Here is a 20,014-nt window from a genome sequence, read left to right on the forward strand (position 1 = left end):
ACCTCCCTCCTTACCAATCTCTCAATGAACTTCCCTTGTTTTGCGGGGTGCAAACTTAAAACTTTCTTTCTTTACTCGCAAGCTTTTTGAAGTTTTTTTTTGAAAATTTCTTTCCGTTTTAATTCCTTCGCTTGTCAGTATTTCGGTGAACGTTTATCGCTGTTGCGGGTGCAAAAGTAGTCACTTTATCCGCTTTTACAAGCTTTTTCTAAACTTATTTTTAATCTTTTTCGAAACTTCCACCTAACACTCTGATAACAGCCATTTTACAAACTATCATTCTTTTTAAATTTATACGATTTTTCTTAAACAACGTCCATTTGTCGCATTTTACCCCCTCCACAACATGATCTTTTCACACCTTTCCTTACATATCCTATCATTATATTATCAAATTTCACCCATACACAACCTCACTCCTCCGTTTTTTGACATCTCCCGCTACCAAGCAACTACTAAAACCCATCTTGAAACAAACATAGCAGACTCCAAAACAACTCCAATCATATTCTTTCCAACTTAACCCGCAACAACACCCTATATTATAGTATACAAAAACAAAGAAAACCAGCCTATCCAATCAACACCTATTATATTATAGTATAAACATGAATTTATATATTGTATGTATTTACGTAATGCGCTATATTTGCATTCACAAAATTATAAACAATGATTAAGATTACTTTACCCGACGGGTCAATTAGAGAGTTCGCTTCAGGCGTAACTCCGATGGAGGTTGCGAAAAGCATTAGTGAAGGATTTGCAAGAAACGTGATTTCTGCATCTTTCAATGGTACAACAATTGAAACCGAAACCCAATTGACGACCGACGGTAGTCTTACTTTATATACCTGGAATGATGCGGAAGGAAAAAAGGCTTTTTGGCATTCCACTTCACACGTAATGGCACAAGCCCTTGAAGAATTGTACCCTGGAATTAAACTAACTCTAGGACCTGCAATTGCAAATGGCTTTTATTACGATGTTGATTTTGAAGATCAAAAAATTACTGACGCTGATTTCAAAAAAATCGAAGATCGTGTTCTTGAAATCTCAAGAGGGAAACATGAATTCAAAATGCGTCCGGTTAGCAAAGCTGACGCTTTAGAAATGTACAAAGATAACGTTTACAAAACGGAACTGATTTCAAATCTTGAAGACGGTACTATTACATTTTGCGACCATGCTACTTTTACTGACCTATGCCGTGGTGGACATATTCCGAATACAGGAATTATCAAAGCCATGAAAGTTATGAGTGTAGCCGGGGCTTACTGGAGAGGTGACGAAAAAAACAAGCAATTAACTCGAGTTTACGGAACTTCTTTCCCTAAGCAAAAAGATTTGACTGAATATCTTGAACTTCTTGAAGAAGCTAAACGTCGTGATCACCGTAAACTTGGTAAAGAACTTGAATTGTTTGCTTTTTCTCAGAAAGTTGGACAAGGTTTACCTTTATGGTTACCTAAGGGTGCGGCACTTAGAGATCGTTTAGAGCAATTTTTAAAGAGAGCTCAAAAGAAAGCAGGATACGAACAAGTTGTTACTCCACATATTGGACAAAAAGAGCTTTATGTTACTTCTGGTCACTATGCGAAATATGGAGCTGACAGTTTTCAGCCTATACACACTCCTGCCGAAGGTGAAGAATTCTTATTAAAACCAATGAACTGCCCTCACCACTGTGAAATCTACAATGTAAGACCTTGGTCCTACAAAGATTTACCAAAACGTTACGCAGAATTTGGTACAGTTTACAGATACGAACAATCTGGTGAGCTACACGGACTAACTCGTGTAAGAGGATTTACTCAGGATGACGCACATATCTTCTGTACTCCGGAACAGTTGGACGAAGAATTCAAAAAGGTAATCGATTTAGTACTTTATGTATTTGGTTCCTTAGGTTTTGAAAACTTTACAGCCCAGATTTCATTGAGAGATCAGGAAAACAGAGAGAAATACATTGGTTCTGATGAGAACTGGGAAAAAGCCGAGAACGCTATTATCAATGCTGCAGCCGACAAAGGACTGAATACGGTTGTAGAATATGGTGAGGCTGCTTTTTATGGACCGAAACTTGACTTCATGGTTAAAGATGCTTTGGGCAGACAGTGGCAATTAGGAACTATTCAGGTAGATTACAACCTTCCGGAACGTTTTGAATTGACTTATAAAGGTGCCGATAACGAATTACACCGTCCGGTTATGATTCACAGAGCTCCTTTTGGATCAATGGAACGTTTTATCGCAATTTTACTGGAACATACCGCAGGAAATTTCCCACTTTGGTTAATGCCAGAGCAGGCTATAATCTTGTCTTTGAGCGAGAAATACGAAATATATGCTAAAAAAGTTTTAGATTTGCTAGAAAATCACGAAATTCGCGCCCTAATTGACAACCGAAACGAAACTATCGGTAAGAAAATTAGAGATGCTGAGATGCAAAAAACTCCATTTATGCTGATTGTTGGTGAGGAAGAGGAGAAAAACGGAACGGTTTCTATCCGTCGTCACGGGCAAGAAGGAAAAGGTAATATTACAGTTACAATCGATGAATTTGTCGCTATTGTAAACGAAGAAATAAAAAAGACATTAAAAGTTTTTACAGTTTAACTTAAATTATAAAGTCATAGCAATAAGAAGCAACAGAGGTTACCAACCTCGAGTAGAAAAAAAGGATGCCCACAGAATAAACAATAATATTCGTGGCGTACAAGAAGTAAGATTAGTAGGCGAAAACATCGAACCTGGTGTATTTAAGCTTGCTGAAGCTTTACGATTAGCAGATCAATTTGAACTTGATTTAGTTGAGATCTCGCCAAACGCTGAGCCACCGGTTTGTAAAATCATGGATTACAAGAAATTCGTTTACGAACAAAAGAAACGTGATAAGGTGTTAAAAGCTAAGTCTACGCAAGTTGTCGTAAAAGAAATTCGATTCGGTCCTCAAACGGATGAGCATGATTACGAATTTAAAAGAAAAAATGCGGAGAAGTTCCTGAAAGAAGGTGCTAAACTAAAAGCATTTGTATTCTTTAAAGGACGTTCTATCATCTATAAAGATCAAGGTCAGATTTTACTTTTACGTTTGGCAACAGACCTTGAGGAGCACGGTAAAGTTGAGGCAATGCCAGTTTTAGAAGGAAAGAGAATGATTATGTTCATTGCTCCGAAGAAGAAAAAATAATTATTTGCTTTAAGCAATAAGCAATAAGCTTTAAGCAGGAGTTTAAATAAACTATTTGCTTAAAGCTTAAAGCCTAAAGCCTAAAGCTTTTGAAGATATAAGTAAGTAAGAATAAATTAAAACACTAGGAAAAATGCCTAAAATGAAAACAAAATCTAGCGCCAAGAAACGTTTCAAAGTTACTGGTTCTGGAAAGATTAAAAGAAAGCATGCTTTTAAAAGTCACATCTTGACTAAAAAATCTAAAAAACGTAAATTAGCTTTGACACACTCAGCGCTAGTTCACTCTACAGATATGAAAAGCATCAAACAACAATTAAGAATTATCTAATAATTCTTTAGGTTTAAAATTATTTATATAACCTTGGAGTATGGCTTTTAAGTTCCTTTGATTCAATTCAGGACGCCTGCTACAAAAACACATTAAAATTATGCCAAGATCGGTAAATTCAGTTGCTAAAAGAGCAAGAAGAAAAAAAATAATGAAGCAAGCCAAAGGTTTCTTTGGTAGACGTAAAAACGTTTGGACAGTTGCTAAGAATGCGGTAGAGAAAGCGATGAGCTACGCTTACCGTGACAGAAAACAGAATAAAAGAAATTTCCGTGCTTTATGGATTCAACGTATCAACGCTGGAGCTAGATTAGAAGGAATGTCTTATTCTCAATTCATGGGGAAAGTAAAAGCTAACGGAATCGAATTGAACCGTAAAGTTCTTGCAGATTTAGCGATGAACCACCCTGAAGCTTTCAAAGCAATACTTAATAAAGTAAAATAAACGTTTTATAAACTCAATTTAGATTACTTACTTATCATAGAAAAACCATCTCGTCTAAACGGGATGGTTTTTTGCTTTATACCCGTTTGCTAAATTCTAATTTTTAAAACTACATTTGTATAAAACTTATACCAATGTACACTGCTCTTTTTGCACACATCGAAAAATTTGTAACTCTCGAAGCTTCTGAGATTGATCTCCTAGAATCTGTTTTAAGTTTATCAAATATTAAAAAGAAAGATCACGTACTTCGGGAAGGTCAAGTATGCAACACTCTTTATTTTATCGTTAAAGGATGCATGCGTCAATACATAATTAATTCGAAAGGGACGGAACAAACTCTTCAATTTGAAATTGAAAGCTGGTGGATTACAGATTACTTAAGTTACCACAACCATGTTCCTTCTCATTTTTATATTCAGGCTGTAGAGAATTCTGAGGTTATTGCTTTAGAACAATCTGTACTGGAGTCTGTACTAATTCAAGTTCCGAAATTGGAGCGCTACTTTCGCATTGTTTCCCAGAAGTCATTTGGAGCTGCACAAATGCGAATTAAGTTTCTATTCACCATGTCTGCAGAGGAAAGGTATCATCATTTCAATAACCTCAATCCTGAGTTTGTTCAGCGCGTTCCTCAATATATGCTTGCCTCCTATCTTGATTTTTCGGCTGAATTTATGAGTAAAATCAGGGCTGGAAAAGTTTAATTCTAAAAAACTAAGGTTCTCGGATACTAAACCACTGAGCTTCTTTTGGTTTTAGAGTATCAAAAAAAAAAAAAAATCCTGTTCTTTTACATATCGTTAGCAAACTCAGAACCTTAGTCTTTCAGAATCTCAGCAACTCGATAGTTTTCTTGAAGTAGTTCAAGTTTTTCAAAAATGATATATATGATCTTTGTATCAAACTTTTAAAAACACTTCAAATGAAACCAAGAATCGTTATTCCAACAGTTGCTCCTCAAGCGTACCAAGCATTACTTAATTTAGAAAAATACATTTCTACTACTTCACTTACACCTGTACACAAAGAATTAATTAAAATTCGCGCTTCTCAAATAAACGGCTGTGCGCATTGCATTAATATGCATACCACCGATGCCAGAAAACAGGGTATATCAGAACAGTATATTTATTTACTTAGCGCCTGGCGAGATACTGATATTTATACTGAGGAGGAAAAAGCAATTTTAGCTCTGACGGAAGAAGTAACATTAATTAGCCATCACGTTTCTGATGAAACCTATCAAAATGCTGCAAGCCTGTTCAATGATCAATACCTTGCCGAAATTATCCTGACTATTATTACCATTAACTCCTGGAATAGAATTGCAATCACAACAGGATTAAGAGTTTCATAATTGTTTCAGAAATAAATAATACCCGACAATACAAAAAAAGCTTTCATACCTGAAAGCTTTTTTTGTATTTAACTGAAAATCAAGTATGAAAAATAAAATCAAAATTTATGGAAAAACAGGTATTTATACGCTTTTTTAAGAACTTTAATTCTTTACTTTTGGCGCATGATACCTTACAGAATGCGCGTTTTCCTATTTATTATATTCACTATTTTATCCTTGCAATTCTGTCAGAAAAAAACCTCAAATACTCCCAAGCCAAAAAATACAAAACCCGAAATTGAACAAGCGATACTAACTGCAGATCGCTTTTACAGCCAAAAAGAATTTGACAGCGCTTTTTTTTATTACAACAAACTACGATCGATCTGCAATCCGGTAACAGATTCGGAAAACTACATTACTTCTCTGAACCGCATGGCAGAAATACAGCAAGATCAAGCTGATTATGCAGGTAGCGAAAATACCATTAAAGAAATACTGCCTTATCTGAAGTATACAAAAAAGCAATCTCAGATATGGAACACCTATGTCATTTTAAGTATCAATTATCTGAATACCTACGATTACAAAAATGCTATACGCTACAATCAAAAGGCACTACAGCTGCAAACTGAAGAATGGAGAAAACTGGCCGCAAAAAATAACATGGCTGTTATCTTAATGGAAGAAGGAAAATACAATGAGGCTCTCCAGATCTTCCTGTCTTTGACAACAAAGAAAGAAGTTCTTAATAATGATGAGTTTCAAGGGAAAGCACTGGACAATATTGGATTCTGCTACTTTAAAATATACCATTCAGATAAAGCTCTGTATTATTTTCAAAAAAGTCTTGAAATAAGGAAAAAACAAAACGATTCTTTCGGTTTGGGAAAAAGCTATCTGCATTTTGCTAAATTTTACGAAGAAAGCAATCTGTTATTAGCCAAAAAATACATGCATTTAAGCTATGAGAAATTTACTCTTGCCCACACTATCGACGAGCGTCTGTCTTCTTTAAAACTAATTATCAAGAATAGTTCTGATCGTGAATTAAAAAAATATTCTATTGTTTATGTAAATCTAATCGACAGCATTTTTGAAGTTAAACAAAAAGCTAAAAATCAATATGCCAAAATTAAATACGACTCGACAAAAGAGAAGAATGAAAATTTAAGACTAAAAACATACAAAGTCGAAAATGAAATACAAATAGAAAAGCAACGAAACAGAAACATTTTCTCCTATATCATAATTACCCTTAGTTTAAGTTTAGTCACTGTACTTTATTTCTACCTGACTTCAAAAGGAAATAAAGAGAAAATAGAAGCTACTTATAAAAGTGAAACCCGGATCGCAAAAAAACTTCATGATGAATTAGCCAACGACATTTATCACACGATGGCTTTTACTGAAAGCAAAAATCTTTCTATAAAGGAGAATAAAATACAATTATTAAACAACCTGGAAGCCATATACTCCCGAACCCGAAATATATCGAAAGAGAACAATCAAATTATAACTTCAGAAGATTTCATTCTTAATTTAGAGGAAATGATTGAAGGATTTAATACTCCCGTCATTCATATTTTTGTAAATGACTTAGAAACTATAGATTGGAACGAAATTGAAAAGAATAAAAAGATGACTGTTTACAGAACAGTACAGGAGTTGCTTGTAAATATGAAAAAACATAGCGCCGCAACTCTTGTTACGATCACCTTTAAAAAAACAGATCAAAATGTAATGATAACCTATACTGACAATGGAATAGGAATCGACCTTGCTGCCATAAAATTTCAAAATGGCCTTTATAATATAGAAAATAAAATTCTGTCAATAAAAGGAGAAATCTTTATTGATTCTACTCCCGAAAAAGGTTTTAAAGTTTTTATTAATTTTCCAGTTTAAAAATGAAAAAACCACTTTACTTTCTTCATAGAAGAGTTTTTTTACAGCGTTTGATACTACTGCTATCAATAGCAATAGCCGGTATAACGTTATTGCAATCCGACGAGTTCAACACACCATCAGATTCTGGTCAAAAGAATAATTCAGCAGAAATTCTAAAATTTTCAGATCTGGCCGACTCTTTATATGATGCTTATAAATTGGACAGTTCTTACTATTACTACAATAAGGCCAAGCTTCTTTGTAATCCTAAAATCAATACTATTGATTATGTTTACACTTTGTACTCGATGTCTCAAATCAAATACGATCAGGGGGATTATATTACCAGTGAAGCACATGCAACCGAAGCTTTACCTTACTTAAAGTATATTAAAAATCCAAGACATGCATCAATCCTTTACAATCAACTAGGAATTAACTACTCTAATACCTATAACTATAGTGATGCCATTCTTTATCTAAAAAAAGCGATACATCTAAAATCAAGTACCTGGAGAAGATACATGGCTTTAAACAATCTGGCTACTGTTTATATGGATCAACATCGATATAAGGAAGCAGAACAAATTTTATTTATCCTATCGACACAAAAAAGAACTTCAAATTATGAAGATATTGATAAAGATAATTATGCCCGGGCAATTGATAATTTAGGTCTGTGCTATTTTAGATTGGGAGATCCTGATAAAGCACTCAAATATGTAAATGAAGCCTTAAAGATCCGGCTCTCACTCTCGTCAGAATACGAATACTCATTGGTTGGAATTTACAGACATCTTTGCCTTTTTTACATGCAAACCAATCCTAAGTTAGCAAAGGAATACGCTCTAAAATCACATAAAGTAGCCACAAAAATAAAGATCCTGACGGACAGAATTAGTTCGCTATCACTATTAATTAAAACCAGCGAGGGATCGGATCTAAAAAAATACTCCTTATCCTACATTAAACTTATTGACAGCATTACTCATGCAAGGTGTAAAACAAAGAATCAATTCACCAATATTAAATATATATCCCGAATAGACAAAACAGAGAACCTACTACTTAAAGCACAAAAAGCAGAAAATGAGCTAGAACTGGCAAGGCAAAAAAGACGCAACATCTATTTGTATATGATCATTGTACTTATTCTAAGTCTTATTGCTTTTGTTTACTTCTATCTCAAATCAAAAGGAACAAAACAAAAAGACGATGCTGTTTTTGAGAGTGAAATACGAATATCACAAAAATTGAAAGATGAACTTACCAATGATGTGTATCACAGCTTAACGTTTGCTGAAACTGTTGATTTGGAAAAACGTGAGAATAAAGAAAGGCTTTTAAATAATTTACATGCGATTTACACCAAAACCCGAAACATTTCAAAAGAAAATGGCTCAGTACCTACAAATGAAAGCTACTCCACCTCGTTAAAAGAAATGATTTCAGGATTTAAAACTGCCGATTTAAATATTATTCTCAATGGTTTTGATGCAATTTCCTGGAACGAACTTGAAAAAAGTAAAAAAATTATACTTTACAGAATCCTTCAGGAGCTATTTGTGAACATGAAAAAGCACAGTCAGGCAACATTAGTTAGTCTTACTTTTAAAAATTTTGAAAAAAAAATAGTTATAATTTACAGTGACAACGGGGTTGGAGCCTATAATAGATCAATAATTTTAAAAAATGGACTACAAAATGTGGAAAACCGTATTAAAACCATAAATGGAAATATTATTTTTGACTCCAATTCTAAAACAGGTTTTAAATTAAGTTTCAATTTCCCCAAATAAACAAAGTAATATGTTCAAAAAAGTTTTAGTTGCCGAAGATTTAGACAGTATCAGCATTGCCGTAATTCAAGCACTTCAAGAACTCAACGTTCCTGTAATTGACCATGTCAAATATTGCGACGACGGATTAAATAAAGTAAAAAAAGCTATTATGGATAATGAGCCATATGATTTATTAATCACTGATTTATCTTTCAAAAAAGACCATCGCAAAACTATTTTAAATGGTGGCGAAGAGTTAATCGAAGCGGTTAATGAAGTTCAGCCTAAAATAAAAAAGATAGTATTTTCTATAGAAGATAAATCTTATCGTATAAAAACTCTTTTTTATGATTTAGGTATTAGTGCTTATGTTTCTAAAGGACGTAATAGTATCGTCGAATTAAAAAAAGCAATTGAAGGAACTTTTAGAAATGAAGAGAAAATACTTTCTTCTGATTTGTCTTTTAATTTCAACGAAAAATCATTGTTTGAAATTGAATCGTACGATATTTCAATCTTAAAACTTCTGTCGCAAGGCTATATTTTAGATAACATATCAAACGAATTTAAAGCGACTTCGATCACTCCAAACGGAACCAGTAGTATCGAAAAACGCATTAATAAACTAAAGATTTACTTTAAGGCAAACAACAATGTGCATTTAATTGCTATTGCAAAAGATTTTGGCCTGATTTAATTTTTAACCGGTTTTACGGTTTCCCGTAAGGAAATGTTTTTTAATAAATCTATTTTTGTCTGTAATCTATTAGTCAACTAATGAAAATCAAATACAAAAATAGCTCTAAAAGAAATTTTCTACAGATTTTTGTTTCGAAGATTAATACAACTAAAAACAAGATCATAATGAAAACAATGTTACTTTGTCTTTTTCTATCCTTAAGTTTTGCTTTCGTTTCTGAAAAAACAGGATGGCTGGAAGTAGATTGGAAAATTATTTTTATTCCGGCTCTGCTTGTTTTGCAAATCATTATAATTGGTACTGCTCTAAAAAACAGGTATAAAAAGCATTAATCTTAAATTTATTGATGCTAAAATTTCAATGAGAATCTTTTTTAAGACAGATTCTCATTGAAACTAAAAACAGAATTCGACTAAACAGTAATCGAATTTTGAAATGCCTATATTTGAATTTTTAAATACAGCATGAAATACTTATTAAGTCTTACTTTCTTCCTTTTTTCTATTCTCACATACTCACAAACTAAAATTCTATCCTGGAATATTGAGAACTTAGGAAAATCAAAATCCGAATCAGAACTGAATTTCATTGCAAATACTGTTCTTGCTTATGATATTATCGCAATTCAGGAAGTTGTTGCCGGATATGGCGGTTCGCAGGCTGTTGCAAAACTTGCTGCAATTTTAAACAATAAGGGATCAAAATGGGATTATACGATAAGCAATCCAACAAGCGGAAACAGTTATAAAACCGAACGATACGCTTATCTTTGGAAAACCAGTAAAGTAAAACTGAAAGGAAATGCCTGGCTGGAAAAAAAATACCATTCAGAAATTGATCGTGAGCCTTATCTGGGTACTTTTGAAATCAATAAAAAGAGCATTACTTTAGTCAATTTTCATGCTATCACTAAGACGAAGCAACCTGAGAAGGAAATTAAATATTTTAAATTTCTGCCTGAGCAATATTCCAATTTAAATTTGGTGTTTGTTGGTGATTTCAACTGTCCACAATCTCACTCTGTATTTACTCCATTAAAAAAAATGGGATACAATTCTACTTTACAGAATCAAAAGACTACTTTAAAACAACAATGCAAAGAAACCGTTTGTCTGGCATCAGAATTTGATAATATTTTTTATCATAAAAAGTCCGTAAACTATATAAACTCCGGTATTGTTTCGTTCTATAAAAACTTTAACTCGCTTCAGGAGGCCCGAAAAATATCCGATCATATTCCAATCTGGATTGAATTTTCACTGAACTAGATTATGTTTTCAGCTTTTTCTTTCTTGCTGCAGGAAACAAAACATTATTTAAAATGAGACGGTAACCCGGAGAGTTTGGGTGTAAATCTAAAACGGTAGGCGGATCTCCAACCTGATGCTGAAAATCTTCAGGATCATGTCCTCCAAAAAAAGTAAACATCCCTTTTCCTTTCTCGCCATGAATGTATCTTGATTCTCCATTCAATTCACAAGTACCCATTATCAGTACATTTGATTTTACCAAATTGGTATCAAATGCAGTCGTCTGTCCCATAAAGCCTTTTACCAATTGTGTATGATTCTGGCACAACATACTAGGAATCGGATCCCATTTTGCTGAAAACTCCATTAAAGTAAAATAATCTTTCTCCATAGGAATTCTGCGTTTTCCAGTCATATCAATATCCGAGAATTCATATACCTCCGGTCTTCGTTCCAAAGTAAAATCTTTAAAGGCAAATGAATTTCCGTAATTCAATTTTGACTGATAATTGGATTCACTGGCATCTCCATCAAACATGGCTTCACAAATATCAACTCCATCAGCCGAAAGTGCAATATCAAAACTATCTGTTGCAGAACACATGGCAAACATAAATCCACCACCAATTACAAAATCTCTAATCTTTTTTGCAACTGCTCCTTTTTCCTGAGACACTTTAGGATATCCTAATTTTGCAGCCAGAGCCTCGGCATCTTTTTTTTGTTCAATGTACCAGGGTGTATTTTTATACGCAGAGTAAAATTTACCATATTGTCCGGTAAAATCTTCATGGTGTAAATGCAGCCAATCATAAAGAAGCAACTGATCACTTAAAACCTCTTCATCGTAAATTGGTGTAAAAGGAATTTCGGCATACGTTAAAACTAAAGTTACGGCGTCGTCCCAAGGTTGTTTCCCTTTTGGGGTATAAACAGCAATTTTAGGTGCTTTTTCTAAAATAACAGATTCCATATTTTGGGAGGGGCTTGAAATATCATTTAGTATCGAAGCCTCCTCAGCATCTGAAAGAACTTCAAAACTTACTCCTCTAATTTTACATTCTTTACGAATTTCATCGGCATCCGGGAGTAAAAATGAGCCCCCACGATAATTCAACAACCAGCTTGCTTTATAGTCTCTACTTAAACACCAATAGGTAATTCCGTATGCTTTAAGATGATTCTGCTGTGTGGTTTCGTCCATCGGAAGTAAGATAAACGAGGCTTTTGCCGTGAATGAAAGTAGCAATATGAAAATATAAACTAAGCACTTCTTCATTAGAAAAATTATTTTAGTAAAGATATAAAGGAACCTTCAAAAAACACCACTGTTCTTTCGCTTTTATAGGTAGATAAATGTTAAAAAAATACCTGAAAATAATTAAATACACGGCTAAAATCACGTAGAAACACCTATTTTGCAACAGCACATTATTCTTACATTTGCTGTCCCCCGGGCGTAAATTTAATCAATGAAAAAGACAAAGGCATGAAGCTTAATGATAGCAACCAAGAACCTAAGGGATTAAGTATGATACAAAAAATAGGAATAGTTATACTCGTACTTATTATAATTTTATACTACGTACTCTCCATTCAATATTTAGCAAGCTTAGATTTACAGCGTTAAAACAGCGATTTCATTCTGAATCGCATATACTACTAAACCGGCTATATTCTTGGATTCTGTTTTAAGCAATAAGTTGTTACGGTGCCCTTCTACGGTTCTGGGACTTAAGTAAAGATGATCTGCAATTTCTGAAGTTGTTTTTTGCTGGCAAATAAGCTGAAGTATTTCTATTTCCCGTTGTGAAAGAAAACCGGTTTCCAGATTTCCTTTTGAAGTTTTACTGGAGATAATAGTTTCCTGAATGGTTTGCAGCACACTTTCATTATAGTAAAACCCTTTTTTTGCTACTTGATTGATGGTATGAATTAAATCTTTTGGAGTAGTATTTTTTATCAAATAAGCCACAGCTCCCACCTGAATCATATTGGCAATAAATGATTTTGTATCATAGCTGGTTAGCGCAATAATTTTAATTTCGGGAAATGATTTCCGGATAATTTTTGTAGCCTCGACACCATTTAAAATGGGCATTTTCAAATCCATGATAATAATATCAGGTTTGATCACGCTGTTGTCTAAATTTAACAGAAGTTCTTCTCCGTTTGATGCTTCAAAAATAATATCGATATTATCTTCTCTTTGCAATAAAAAAGAAATTCCTTTACGGAACAAAACTTCGTCATCTACTAAAGCAATTTTAATAGCGGCACTCATTTGATTTTTTGTTTTTGGTCTTTTGGTACACCGAAATTACAAAATATGAATCAGAAAAGAGTACTACAACCATAATATATTAGGTAAAAACCTATTTTATTGTCCTTTTTTAACCTAAAAAGTAAAAACTACGCTAATACCATTACCAATTTCCGAATGAATTTCGATTGTTCCTTTCAAAAACGAAATACGGCTATCCATATTTTTCATACCCAATCCTTTCTGATTTTCGGCATTTTCGCTATCAAAACCAATTCCATTATCTTTATAATAACAAGTCTGAATCTCATTTTCTACTTTAAAATCAATCCAAATTTCGGTCGCTTTTCCATGGCGCAAAGAATTGTTCATTAATTCCTGCAGGATTCGAAAAATATGCAAATGTCGGTCATTATGATTCGAGTCAAAATCAATTCCATTATGATAATGCACTTTTACTGCCTTAGAACTTTCAAATTCGTCACAAAGTTCCCGAACTCCGGCATTCAGACCAAACTTTTCAAAAACCGGGGGTAATAAATTATGGGCAATTTTCCTGGAATTCTCTAATGCTTTAGCTGTTAGACTTATAATTGTATCCGTAATTTCATTTGTCTCGCCCTGCGTTAAATTTGGGGAGGATAGTAAATGTGAATTTAATGAAACTATATTGAGCTTAGAACTGATGTCATCATGCAAATCCTGAGCAATTCTTTTTCGCTCTTCTTCCTGCGTAACAATAACTGCATGCAATTGTTCCTTTCGATACTGAATTTCCAAATCTCTTTTCTCTACTTCCTTCTGAATAATTTTCTTTCTCGAAAAATAAAAGAAGGCTACTAAGAAAAATGCCACAACCATAAAAAAACATGACGTGTACAAGATGATGGCAACTATCTCTTTTTCGTAAACCGGGCTTCCACTCATATCATATCTGATTATTAATTTTATTTTTTGGATTAAAACTTACTTTCCATTCGTACAAGATAAATAGATAATACAACAGTACGAAAAAAGCATTTAGTCTCCATGTAAAATATTTTAAATCATCGCTTAATCCGAGGGTAAGATTACCCACTAAAAAAAGGACCGTACTGACTAACAAATAAGAAGACAATCCCACTGTAAAATAATAGTACTTCCTGTCATCGGTCAGCATATTATAAAAATGCAATAAAGCATATACAACGCTTAGTAAAGAAGTCGCCGTAATGGCAAACAAATTAAATTTAAAAAATTGTTCTGAATTAATCAAACACTGGACGGCCAAAACGAACAACATTAAAGTCAGACTCCAGTTTACAAATGCTTTTTGTCTTTTTAACCCTAAAATTGATTTGTAAAACAGTCCTAACAAAACCATTTGACCAATAAAATAGGTGTTTACAAAAAATAAATTTTCAATCTGAAAACGGTATAACAGCTCCATCGTGAATTGAATAACACATAAAAACACGACATAAACTGTAAAAAAAACATTAGCTTTTTCCCGTAGGAAAAAGCTATATGTATATAAAATCAGGTTAAGTAAGAGTACCAAATAACCAGAATATATTAGAAAATTATCCATCAATTATTGATTCATTGGACTATCCGGGTCGGTGTATGGAGGACAAGGACGAGAAGCATCGTAAAGTACATCTTCACCATCTCCGGCAGTTCTTGCTCCGGCTGCGGCTAGCTGTTTTTTGAAAACATCTACATAAACACCTGTTTTTGGGTCCAGTTTTGTCCCCACAAGCATTAAGTTTTGCTCTCCGGCATTATTAATCCCTACGTAAGCACGCACAGCATCAATATCCTGATCTAACACCAGCTTGATACTTTCTAACGGAATTAAATAAGCATCTACTTTTCCTTTACCTTCCTGAGACTTTCGAAATTTCCGAGCCCATTCCTGACCAACAGCCAAACTGACTTCAACTGATCCTAATTTTTTTTCTTCTGACATAATTTAAATTTGTTTTTGGGTTAAAATTTAATTCATTAATCGCTTCACGCAATTGTTTAGCTAAACTACAGAATTTTCTAGGAAAAGTATTAATATAAAGGCATAAAAAAAGCCTCAAAATGAGGCTAAATTGTTTTATTAAAACGGAACATCGTTGTCGTCGTCGTCGTCATTTAAATTACTTCCGAAAGCTTCATTAGCCGAAGGCAGACTTTTAGTGATGAAAGAATTATCGTCATGATTCATTTTTGATGGCAAATCATCATAACTACCTGAAAAATCATCCAGATTATCAAACTTTCCAAGGTGTCCTAAGAATTTCAATCGAATGTTTTCGATACCCCCGTTACGGTGTTTGGCGATCATAATCTCTGCCTGACCTGCAGTTGGAGATGCTTCATCGTCATCCCACTCCTCAATTTTGTAGTATTCCGGTCGGTATAGAAACGAAACGATATCGGCATCCTGCTCAATAGCTCCAGATTCACGAAGATCCGAAAGCAACGGACGTTTACTGGATCCACGCGTTTCAACCGCACGCGATAACTGCGAAAGTGCAATTACCGGAACGTTTAGCTCTTTTGCGAGGGCTTTTAAGTTTCGGGAAATTGTAGAAATCTCCTGTTCACGATTTCCTCCTCCTTTATTATTTCCTCCGGCAGTCATCAGCTGCAAATAATCAATAATAATAATTTTAATTCCGTGCTGTGAAGCCAGACGACGGCATTTTGCTCTCAAGTCAAAAATAGAAAGCGAAGGTGTATCATCAATAAACAAAGGTGCTTTTTCCAGATCTTTTACTTTGGTACTCAACATTTCCCATTCGTGGGGTTCTAATTTACCGGTACGAAGTTTTTCTGATGACAATCCTGTTTCTGACGAAATTAACCTTGTAATCAACTGAACGGATGCCATCTCCAGAGAGAACAAAGCCACCCCATGTCCATACTGAATGGCTATATTTCTCGCCATTGAAAGTACGAAGGCCGTTTTTCCCATCGCAGGTCTCGCCGCGATAATAATTAAATCACTAGGCTGCCATCCCGAAGTCAGTTTATCCAGATTATGAAAACCGGTTTCTACACCACTCAATCCTTCCTTTTTCGCAATCTCTTCAATCTTCTTTTTAGCCTGAAGTACTAAACTCTGAGCAGTTTCAGAACTACGTTTGATATTTCCTTGTGTTACTTCATACAGTTTAGATTCGGCCTGATCCAGCAAATCAAACACGTCTGCCGTTTCATCGTAAGAGGCTTCGATAATTTCGGACGAAATTCGTATCAAACTTCTTTGAATGAATTTTTGAAGGATAATACGAGAGTGGAATTCGATATGCGCAGAAGAAGCAATTTTTTGAGTAAGCTGAATTAAATAAAAATCTCCTCCGGCTAACTCCAATTTTCCATTCTTCTTCAATTGTGCCGAAACCGTCAGCAAATCGATTGGCTGTGTTTCGGTAAAAAGCTGAACGATCGCTTCAAAAATAAATTTATGCGCATCTTTATAAAAAGCATCAGCCTGCAAAATATCAATTACATCATCAACCCCTTTTTTATCAATCATCATCGCCCCAAGAACAGCCTCCTCCAATTCAAGCACTTGCGGCGGAAGTTTTCCTTTTTCTAAATTAATAATTGTGGTTTTATCTACCTTTACAGGATTTACATTCTTGAAATTTTCCATATAGCGAAAGTAACAAAATTTAAAAAAAAATTGCTATTGAGTTATAACTATTAATTGTTTATAAATATGTTTTTTTGTTCATAACCAAAAAAAAATCCGAAACTGTAAGGCTTCGGATTTTAATTCGTTTTGTAAGAATTTACTCTTTATACTCCCCCATCTTACTGTACTTGTCCATTCTTTGGGCAATCAGATCATGTGTTGATAAGTCTTTCAATTCATTATATCCTTTAGTGATGTACTCCGCTACTGTTTTAAAAGTTGTTTCCCGATCGTAGTGTGCTCCTCCTAATGGTTCAGGAATCACATCATCAACTAATTTTTGTTTTTTCATATCAGATGAAGTCAATTTTAAAGCGTCGGCAGCACGTTCTTTGTACTCCCAGCTTTTCCATAAAATTGACGAACAAGATTCCGGAGAAATTACAGAATACCAAGTATTCTCTAACATATACACTTTATCCCCTACACCAATTCCTAATGCTCCTCCTGAAGCTCCTTCACCCACAATAATTGTAATGATAGGCACTTGCAAACGAACCATTTCGAAAATATTTCTGGCGATTGCCTCTCCCTGTCCTCTTTCTTCAGCTTCAAGTCCTGGGTATGCACCCGGAGTGTCTACTAAAGTTAAAACCGGGATTCCGAACTTCTCTGCCATTTTCATCAAACGCAAAGCTTTACGATATCCTTCAGGGTTTGCCATACCAAAATTACGGTACTGACGGGTTTTGGTATTAAAACCTTTTTGCTGACCTACGATCATAAACGACTGTCCGTTTATTTTTCCTAATCCACCCACCATCGCTTTATCATCTTTAAAGCTTCTGTCTCCGTGAAGCTCTAAAAATGTATCTCCGCAAAGTGCTTTGATATAATCTAAAGTATAAGGTCTATTTGGATGTCTTGACAGCTGAACACGTTGCCAGGCTGTAAGGTTTTTGTATATTTCTTTCTTAGTTTGCTCTAATTTTTTGTTGATTTCCTTGCAGGTTGGTGTTACATCAACATCAGATTCTTTTCCAATTATGACACACTTTTCTAACTGTTCTTCAAGTTCTTTAATTGGAAGCTCAAAATCTAAATATTCCATGGATTTTTGAATTTTGTTTGTAAATCGAACCGCAAATATAAAAATATTATATCATTGGTTGAATTAAATCGTATTTAAAATATAAAAATGTAATTTAAAAATAAGGAAATTATTACACTTGTTTCTTGTTTTTATAATGTTTCAAAACACCGTTTAAAATAACTGTAATTACAATTATCAGGGCGCCAATATAAAATTCTGTACTCATTTTTTCTTTTCCTCCAAGAATAAAATAAGCCAGCATAATTCCGTAAACAGGCTCTAAATTAGTCGTTAACATTACGGTATAAGGCGTTAATTTCTGCATCACTTTCACTGAAGCAGTAAAGGCATAAGCGGTACAAACTGAAGCCAAAACAAGCAATAAAGCCCAGTTGTTTAGTGACATTGTAAAAAAATCGGCAGTGAATTTTCCTTGTACTAAAAAATAAATTGAAATAAAGAATACTCCGGCAGCAAACTCATAAAAAGTAATTACCGAAGGATCGTGTTCTGTTATTAATTTCCCATTCATTAAAGTGAATAAAACCCCCAGAATAATAGCTGCTAATGCATAATACATTCCATGCAGATACTTTACTTCGACCTGCATAATCAATGCTAAACCGGCAATAATAATCAATCCGAAGAAAACTTCGTAGAATAAGATCTTTCTTCCGTAAAAAAGAGGTTCCAGTAACGACGCAAAAAATGCACCGAGTGAGAATATCGAAAGTGTTATAGAAACATTTGAAACGTGTATCGCTCTAAAAAAGAAAATCCAGTGAAGCGCAATCAGTAATCCCACAAAAATCAGTTTCGCAAAGGAAGTGGCGGAGATTACAAACGATTGTTTTTTGTACACAATAAATGCTGCCAAAAAAACTCCTGCAAGAAGCATTCTGAACCAGACCAAATTTTCGGCATCAATGGTTATCAAAGCGCCCAGAATGGCCGTAAAACCCCAAATAAAAACAATTAAATGAAGATTTAAATAACTTTTTAAATTATCGTTTCGCATTACGTAATAGGTAAACCGCCAGGATTCCGAAAACAATATTCGGGAGCCAGACAGCAAATAAAGGTGAGAAAGCAGATTTTTCGGCAAGTGTTCCGAATATTTTATCAAAGAACACAAAGGAGAAGGCAATTGCAATTCCGATCGCTAAATTAGTACCCATACCTCCACGGCGCTTCATCGACGAAACGGCCACAGCGATAATAGTCAGAATAAAAGCCGAAACGGGTACACTGTATTTTTTGTAAAGCACAACCAAATACATATCAATATTTCCTGAGCCTCTTTTGCGTTCTTTTTCAATAAAATCGATTAGTTTTCCAAGTGGCAGGGTCTCTGCGATGTAAACTACAGGAGTTAAATCGGCTAGTTCAAATTTGAAAGCAACTCTTTTCTCAGGACTTTTTTCTATCTGATCGTTTAATTCTCCAAGAGTTCTTTTGGTGTAATCATACAAAGCATAAGTCTTAGATTTGGGATCCCATTTGATACGGCTGGCAGTAATTTTATAGGTTAGCTTTTCATTTTCGAAATGTTCTAATGTAAAATTAAAAGCCGTTTTAGACTCTTCATTAAAACTATTGACAAAAATAAAATCGTTGTCATTAATCTGACGGTAAACATTGGTATTCTCGCCACGCATTAACTGTTTTCCGTTTCCTTTCAGGTACGTATACCTAAAATTATTAAAACCTTCACTGGCCGCGGGAACAATAAAAAACCCCATTAAAAGTACAAAAACCGAAACGATCGAAGCCCCAATAATATAAGGTCTTAAAAAACGGGAAAATGAGATCCCGGAACTTAAAACGGCAATAATTTCTGTATTATTGGCCAATTTTGAGGTAAACCAAATTACAGATAAAAACAAAAAAATCGGAAATAAGGAATTCGCAAAATAAACCGTGAAATTGTAATAATAGATCGCAATTGCGGTAAACGGAATTTTATTTTCCAACATCTTATTCACCTTTTCAGAAACGTCGATTACAATTCCAATTGGAATAAATAATAAAATCATCACTGAGAAAGTGGCTAAATATCTTTTTAAAATATACTTATCTATTATCGTTAACATAGTAAAGTTTAATCGAT

At 34.2% G+C, this 20,014-nt stretch carries 20 protein-coding genes; 11 read left to right on the top strand and 9 right to left on the bottom strand.

The annotated features are described in order from the left end of the window. The first annotated feature begins 672 nt into the window (after positions 1–672). The 11 genes from thrS (at position 673) to B0A80_RS01715 (ending at position 10,950) form a co-directional block, all read left to right on the top strand. Positions 673–2,619: a threonine--tRNA ligase gene (gene thrS, locus B0A80_RS01665; protein WP_017498427.1), complete on the top strand. Its 1,947-nt coding sequence runs from the start codon at positions 673–675 to the stop codon at positions 2,617–2,619. A gap of 22 nt (positions 2,620–2,641) precedes the next feature. Then, on the top strand, positions 2,642–3,193 hold the full coding sequence (infC, locus tag B0A80_RS01670) for a translation initiation factor IF-3 (RefSeq protein WP_072974136.1): 552 nt from the start codon (positions 2,642–2,644) through the stop codon (positions 3,191–3,193). A gap of 133 nt (positions 3,194–3,326) precedes the next feature. After that, positions 3,327–3,524, top strand: a complete 198-nt coding sequence (gene rpmI, locus B0A80_RS01675) for a 50S ribosomal protein L35 (protein WP_007810722.1) — start codon at positions 3,327–3,329, stop codon at positions 3,522–3,524. Between the two features lie 100 nt (positions 3,525–3,624). Beyond that, entirely contained in the window at positions 3,625–3,969 is a 345-nt protein-coding gene (gene rplT, locus B0A80_RS01680) for a 50S ribosomal protein L20 (RefSeq protein ID WP_017498429.1), read from the top strand. A 134-nt stretch (positions 3,970–4,103) separates the two neighbouring features. After that, positions 4,104–4,676 (top strand): Crp/Fnr family transcriptional regulator, encoded by a 573-nt coding sequence (locus tag B0A80_RS01685; protein ID WP_089076208.1) that lies wholly within the window; start codon positions 4,104–4,106, stop codon positions 4,674–4,676. A gap of 218 nt (positions 4,677–4,894) precedes the next feature. Further along, positions 4,895–5,329 (top strand): carboxymuconolactone decarboxylase family protein, encoded by a 435-nt coding sequence (locus B0A80_RS01690; RefSeq protein WP_017498431.1) that lies wholly within the window; start codon positions 4,895–4,897, stop codon positions 5,327–5,329. Positions 5,330–5,746: 417 nt separating this feature from the next. Then, complete coding sequence (locus B0A80_RS01695; RefSeq protein ID WP_233430687.1) at positions 5,747–7,219, top strand: tetratricopeptide repeat-containing sensor histidine kinase; 1,473 nt, start codon at positions 5,747–5,749, stop codon at positions 7,217–7,219. Positions 7,220–7,221: 2 nt separating this feature from the next. Next, positions 7,222–9,000 carry a tetratricopeptide repeat-containing sensor histidine kinase gene (locus B0A80_RS01700; RefSeq protein WP_089076210.1) on the top strand — a complete coding sequence of 593 codons (1,779 nt, stop codon included), beginning with the start codon at positions 7,222–7,224 and terminating at the stop codon, positions 8,998–9,000. A 10-nt stretch (positions 9,001–9,010) separates the two neighbouring features. Beyond that, the gene (locus B0A80_RS01705; RefSeq protein ID WP_070907567.1) at positions 9,011–9,679 is read left to right on the top strand and encodes a response regulator; all 669 of its coding nucleotides are present in this window, start codon (positions 9,011–9,013) and stop codon (positions 9,677–9,679) included. Between the two features lie 80 nt (positions 9,680–9,759). Next, the gene (locus B0A80_RS01710; RefSeq protein WP_017498435.1) at positions 9,760–10,014 is read left to right on the top strand and encodes a hypothetical protein; all 255 of its coding nucleotides are present in this window, start codon (positions 9,760–9,762) and stop codon (positions 10,012–10,014) included. A 132-nt stretch (positions 10,015–10,146) separates the two neighbouring features. Beyond that, positions 10,147–10,950 carry an endonuclease/exonuclease/phosphatase family protein gene (locus B0A80_RS01715; RefSeq protein WP_089076211.1) on the top strand — a complete coding sequence of 268 codons (804 nt, stop codon included), beginning with the start codon at positions 10,147–10,149 and terminating at the stop codon, positions 10,948–10,950. Position 10,951: 1 nt separating this feature from the next. Here the strand turns inward: B0A80_RS01715 and B0A80_RS01720 are convergent, their stop codons facing one another. From B0A80_RS01720 to B0A80_RS01760, 9 genes are all read right to left on the bottom strand, one after another. Beyond that, positions 10,952–12,211, bottom strand: coding sequence for an asparagine synthetase B (locus tag B0A80_RS01720; protein ID WP_089076212.1), 1,260 nt, complete (start codon positions 12,209–12,211; stop codon positions 10,952–10,954). Positions 12,212–12,550: 339 nt separating this feature from the next. Continuing rightward, positions 12,551–13,216 carry a response regulator transcription factor gene (locus B0A80_RS01725; protein ID WP_017498438.1) on the bottom strand — a complete coding sequence of 222 codons (666 nt, stop codon included), beginning with the start codon at positions 13,214–13,216 and terminating at the stop codon, positions 12,551–12,553. A 114-nt stretch (positions 13,217–13,330) separates the two neighbouring features. Continuing rightward, positions 13,331–14,122, bottom strand: a complete 792-nt coding sequence (locus B0A80_RS01730) for a sensor histidine kinase (RefSeq protein ID WP_089076213.1) — start codon at positions 14,120–14,122, stop codon at positions 13,331–13,333. 1 nt (position 14,123) lies between these two features. After that, positions 14,124–14,624 carry a hypothetical protein gene (locus B0A80_RS01735; protein WP_089076214.1) on the bottom strand — a complete coding sequence of 167 codons (501 nt, stop codon included), beginning with the start codon at positions 14,622–14,624 and terminating at the stop codon, positions 14,124–14,126. 144 nt (positions 14,625–14,768) lie between these two features. After that, complete coding sequence (locus B0A80_RS01740) at positions 14,769–15,146, bottom strand: hypothetical protein (protein WP_017498441.1); 378 nt, start codon at positions 15,144–15,146, stop codon at positions 14,769–14,771. A gap of 138 nt (positions 15,147–15,284) precedes the next feature. Continuing rightward, a complete protein-coding gene (gene dnaB / locus B0A80_RS01745) occupies positions 15,285–16,829 on the bottom strand; it encodes a replicative DNA helicase (RefSeq protein WP_017498442.1) in 1,545 nt (514 codons plus the stop codon). Positions 16,830–16,968: 139 nt separating this feature from the next. Beyond that, on the bottom strand, positions 16,969–17,922 hold the full coding sequence (locus B0A80_RS01750) for an acetyl-CoA carboxylase carboxyltransferase subunit alpha (RefSeq protein ID WP_017498443.1): 954 nt from the start codon (positions 17,920–17,922) through the stop codon (positions 16,969–16,971). 112 nt (positions 17,923–18,034) lie between these two features. Continuing rightward, positions 18,035–18,922 (bottom strand): DMT family transporter, encoded by an 888-nt coding sequence (locus B0A80_RS01755; protein WP_070907571.1) that lies wholly within the window; start codon positions 18,920–18,922, stop codon positions 18,035–18,037. Then, complete coding sequence (locus B0A80_RS01760) at positions 18,909–19,997, bottom strand: LptF/LptG family permease (RefSeq protein ID WP_026110191.1); 1,089 nt, start codon at positions 19,995–19,997, stop codon at positions 18,909–18,911. Before B0A80_RS01760 ends, B0A80_RS01755 begins: the two co-directional genes overlap by 14 nt. Between the last annotated feature and the right edge of the window lie 17 nt (positions 19,998–20,014).

This window comes from Flavobacterium tructae (genome assembly GCF_002217475.1).
Lineage (GTDB): Bacteria > Bacteroidota > Bacteroidia > Flavobacteriales > Flavobacteriaceae > Flavobacterium > Flavobacterium tructae.

Bases quoted from the DNA above. Each gene is read 5' to 3' on its own strand.
- thrS (WP_017498427.1), top strand. From the start codon at position 673: ATGATTAAGATTACTTTACCCGACGGGTCAATTAGAGAGTTCGCTTCA.
- rpmI (WP_007810722.1), top strand. From the start codon at position 3,327: ATGCCTAAAATGAAAACAAAATCTAGCGCCAAGAAACGTTTCAAAGTT.
- rplT (WP_017498429.1), top strand. From the start codon at position 3,625: ATGCCAAGATCGGTAAATTCAGTTGCTAAAAGAGCAAGAAGAAAAAAA.
- B0A80_RS01685 (WP_089076208.1), top strand. From the start codon at position 4,104: ATGTACACTGCTCTTTTTGCACACATCGAAAAATTTGTAACTCTCGAA.
- B0A80_RS01690 (WP_017498431.1), top strand. From the start codon at position 4,895: ATGAAACCAAGAATCGTTATTCCAACAGTTGCTCCTCAAGCGTACCAA.
- B0A80_RS01695 (WP_233430687.1), top strand. From the start codon at position 5,747: ATGGCAGAAATACAGCAAGATCAAGCTGATTATGCAGGTAGCGAAAAT.
- B0A80_RS01700 (WP_089076210.1), top strand. From the start codon at position 7,222: ATGAAAAAACCACTTTACTTTCTTCATAGAAGAGTTTTTTTACAGCGT.
- B0A80_RS01705 (WP_070907567.1), top strand. From the start codon at position 9,011: ATGTTCAAAAAAGTTTTAGTTGCCGAAGATTTAGACAGTATCAGCATT.
- B0A80_RS01710 (WP_017498435.1), top strand. From the start codon at position 9,760: ATGAAAATCAAATACAAAAATAGCTCTAAAAGAAATTTTCTACAGATT.
- B0A80_RS01715 (WP_089076211.1), top strand. From the start codon at position 10,147: ATGAAATACTTATTAAGTCTTACTTTCTTCCTTTTTTCTATTCTCACA.
- B0A80_RS01720 (WP_089076212.1), bottom strand. From the start codon at position 12,211: ATGAAGAAGTGCTTAGTTTATATTTTCATATTGCTACTTTCATTCACG.
- B0A80_RS01725 (WP_017498438.1), bottom strand. From the start codon at position 13,216: ATGAGTGCCGCTATTAAAATTGCTTTAGTAGATGACGAAGTTTTGTTC.
- B0A80_RS01730 (WP_089076213.1), bottom strand. From the start codon at position 14,122: ATGAGTGGAAGCCCGGTTTACGAAAAAGAGATAGTTGCCATCATCTTG.
- B0A80_RS01735 (WP_089076214.1), bottom strand. From the start codon at position 14,624: ATGGAGCTGTTATACCGTTTTCAGATTGAAAATTTATTTTTTGTAAAC.
- B0A80_RS01740 (WP_017498441.1), bottom strand. From the start codon at position 15,146: ATGTCAGAAGAAAAAAAATTAGGATCAGTTGAAGTCAGTTTGGCTGTT.
- dnaB (WP_017498442.1), bottom strand. From the start codon at position 16,829: ATGGAAAATTTCAAGAATGTAAATCCTGTAAAGGTAGATAAAACCACA.
- B0A80_RS01750 (WP_017498443.1), bottom strand. From the start codon at position 17,922: ATGGAATATTTAGATTTTGAGCTTCCAATTAAAGAACTTGAAGAACAG.
- B0A80_RS01755 (WP_070907571.1), bottom strand. From the start codon at position 18,922: ATGCGAAACGATAATTTAAAAAGTTATTTAAATCTTCATTTAATTGTT.
- B0A80_RS01760 (WP_026110191.1), bottom strand. From the start codon at position 19,997: ATGTTAACGATAATAGATAAGTATATTTTAAAAAGATATTTAGCCACT.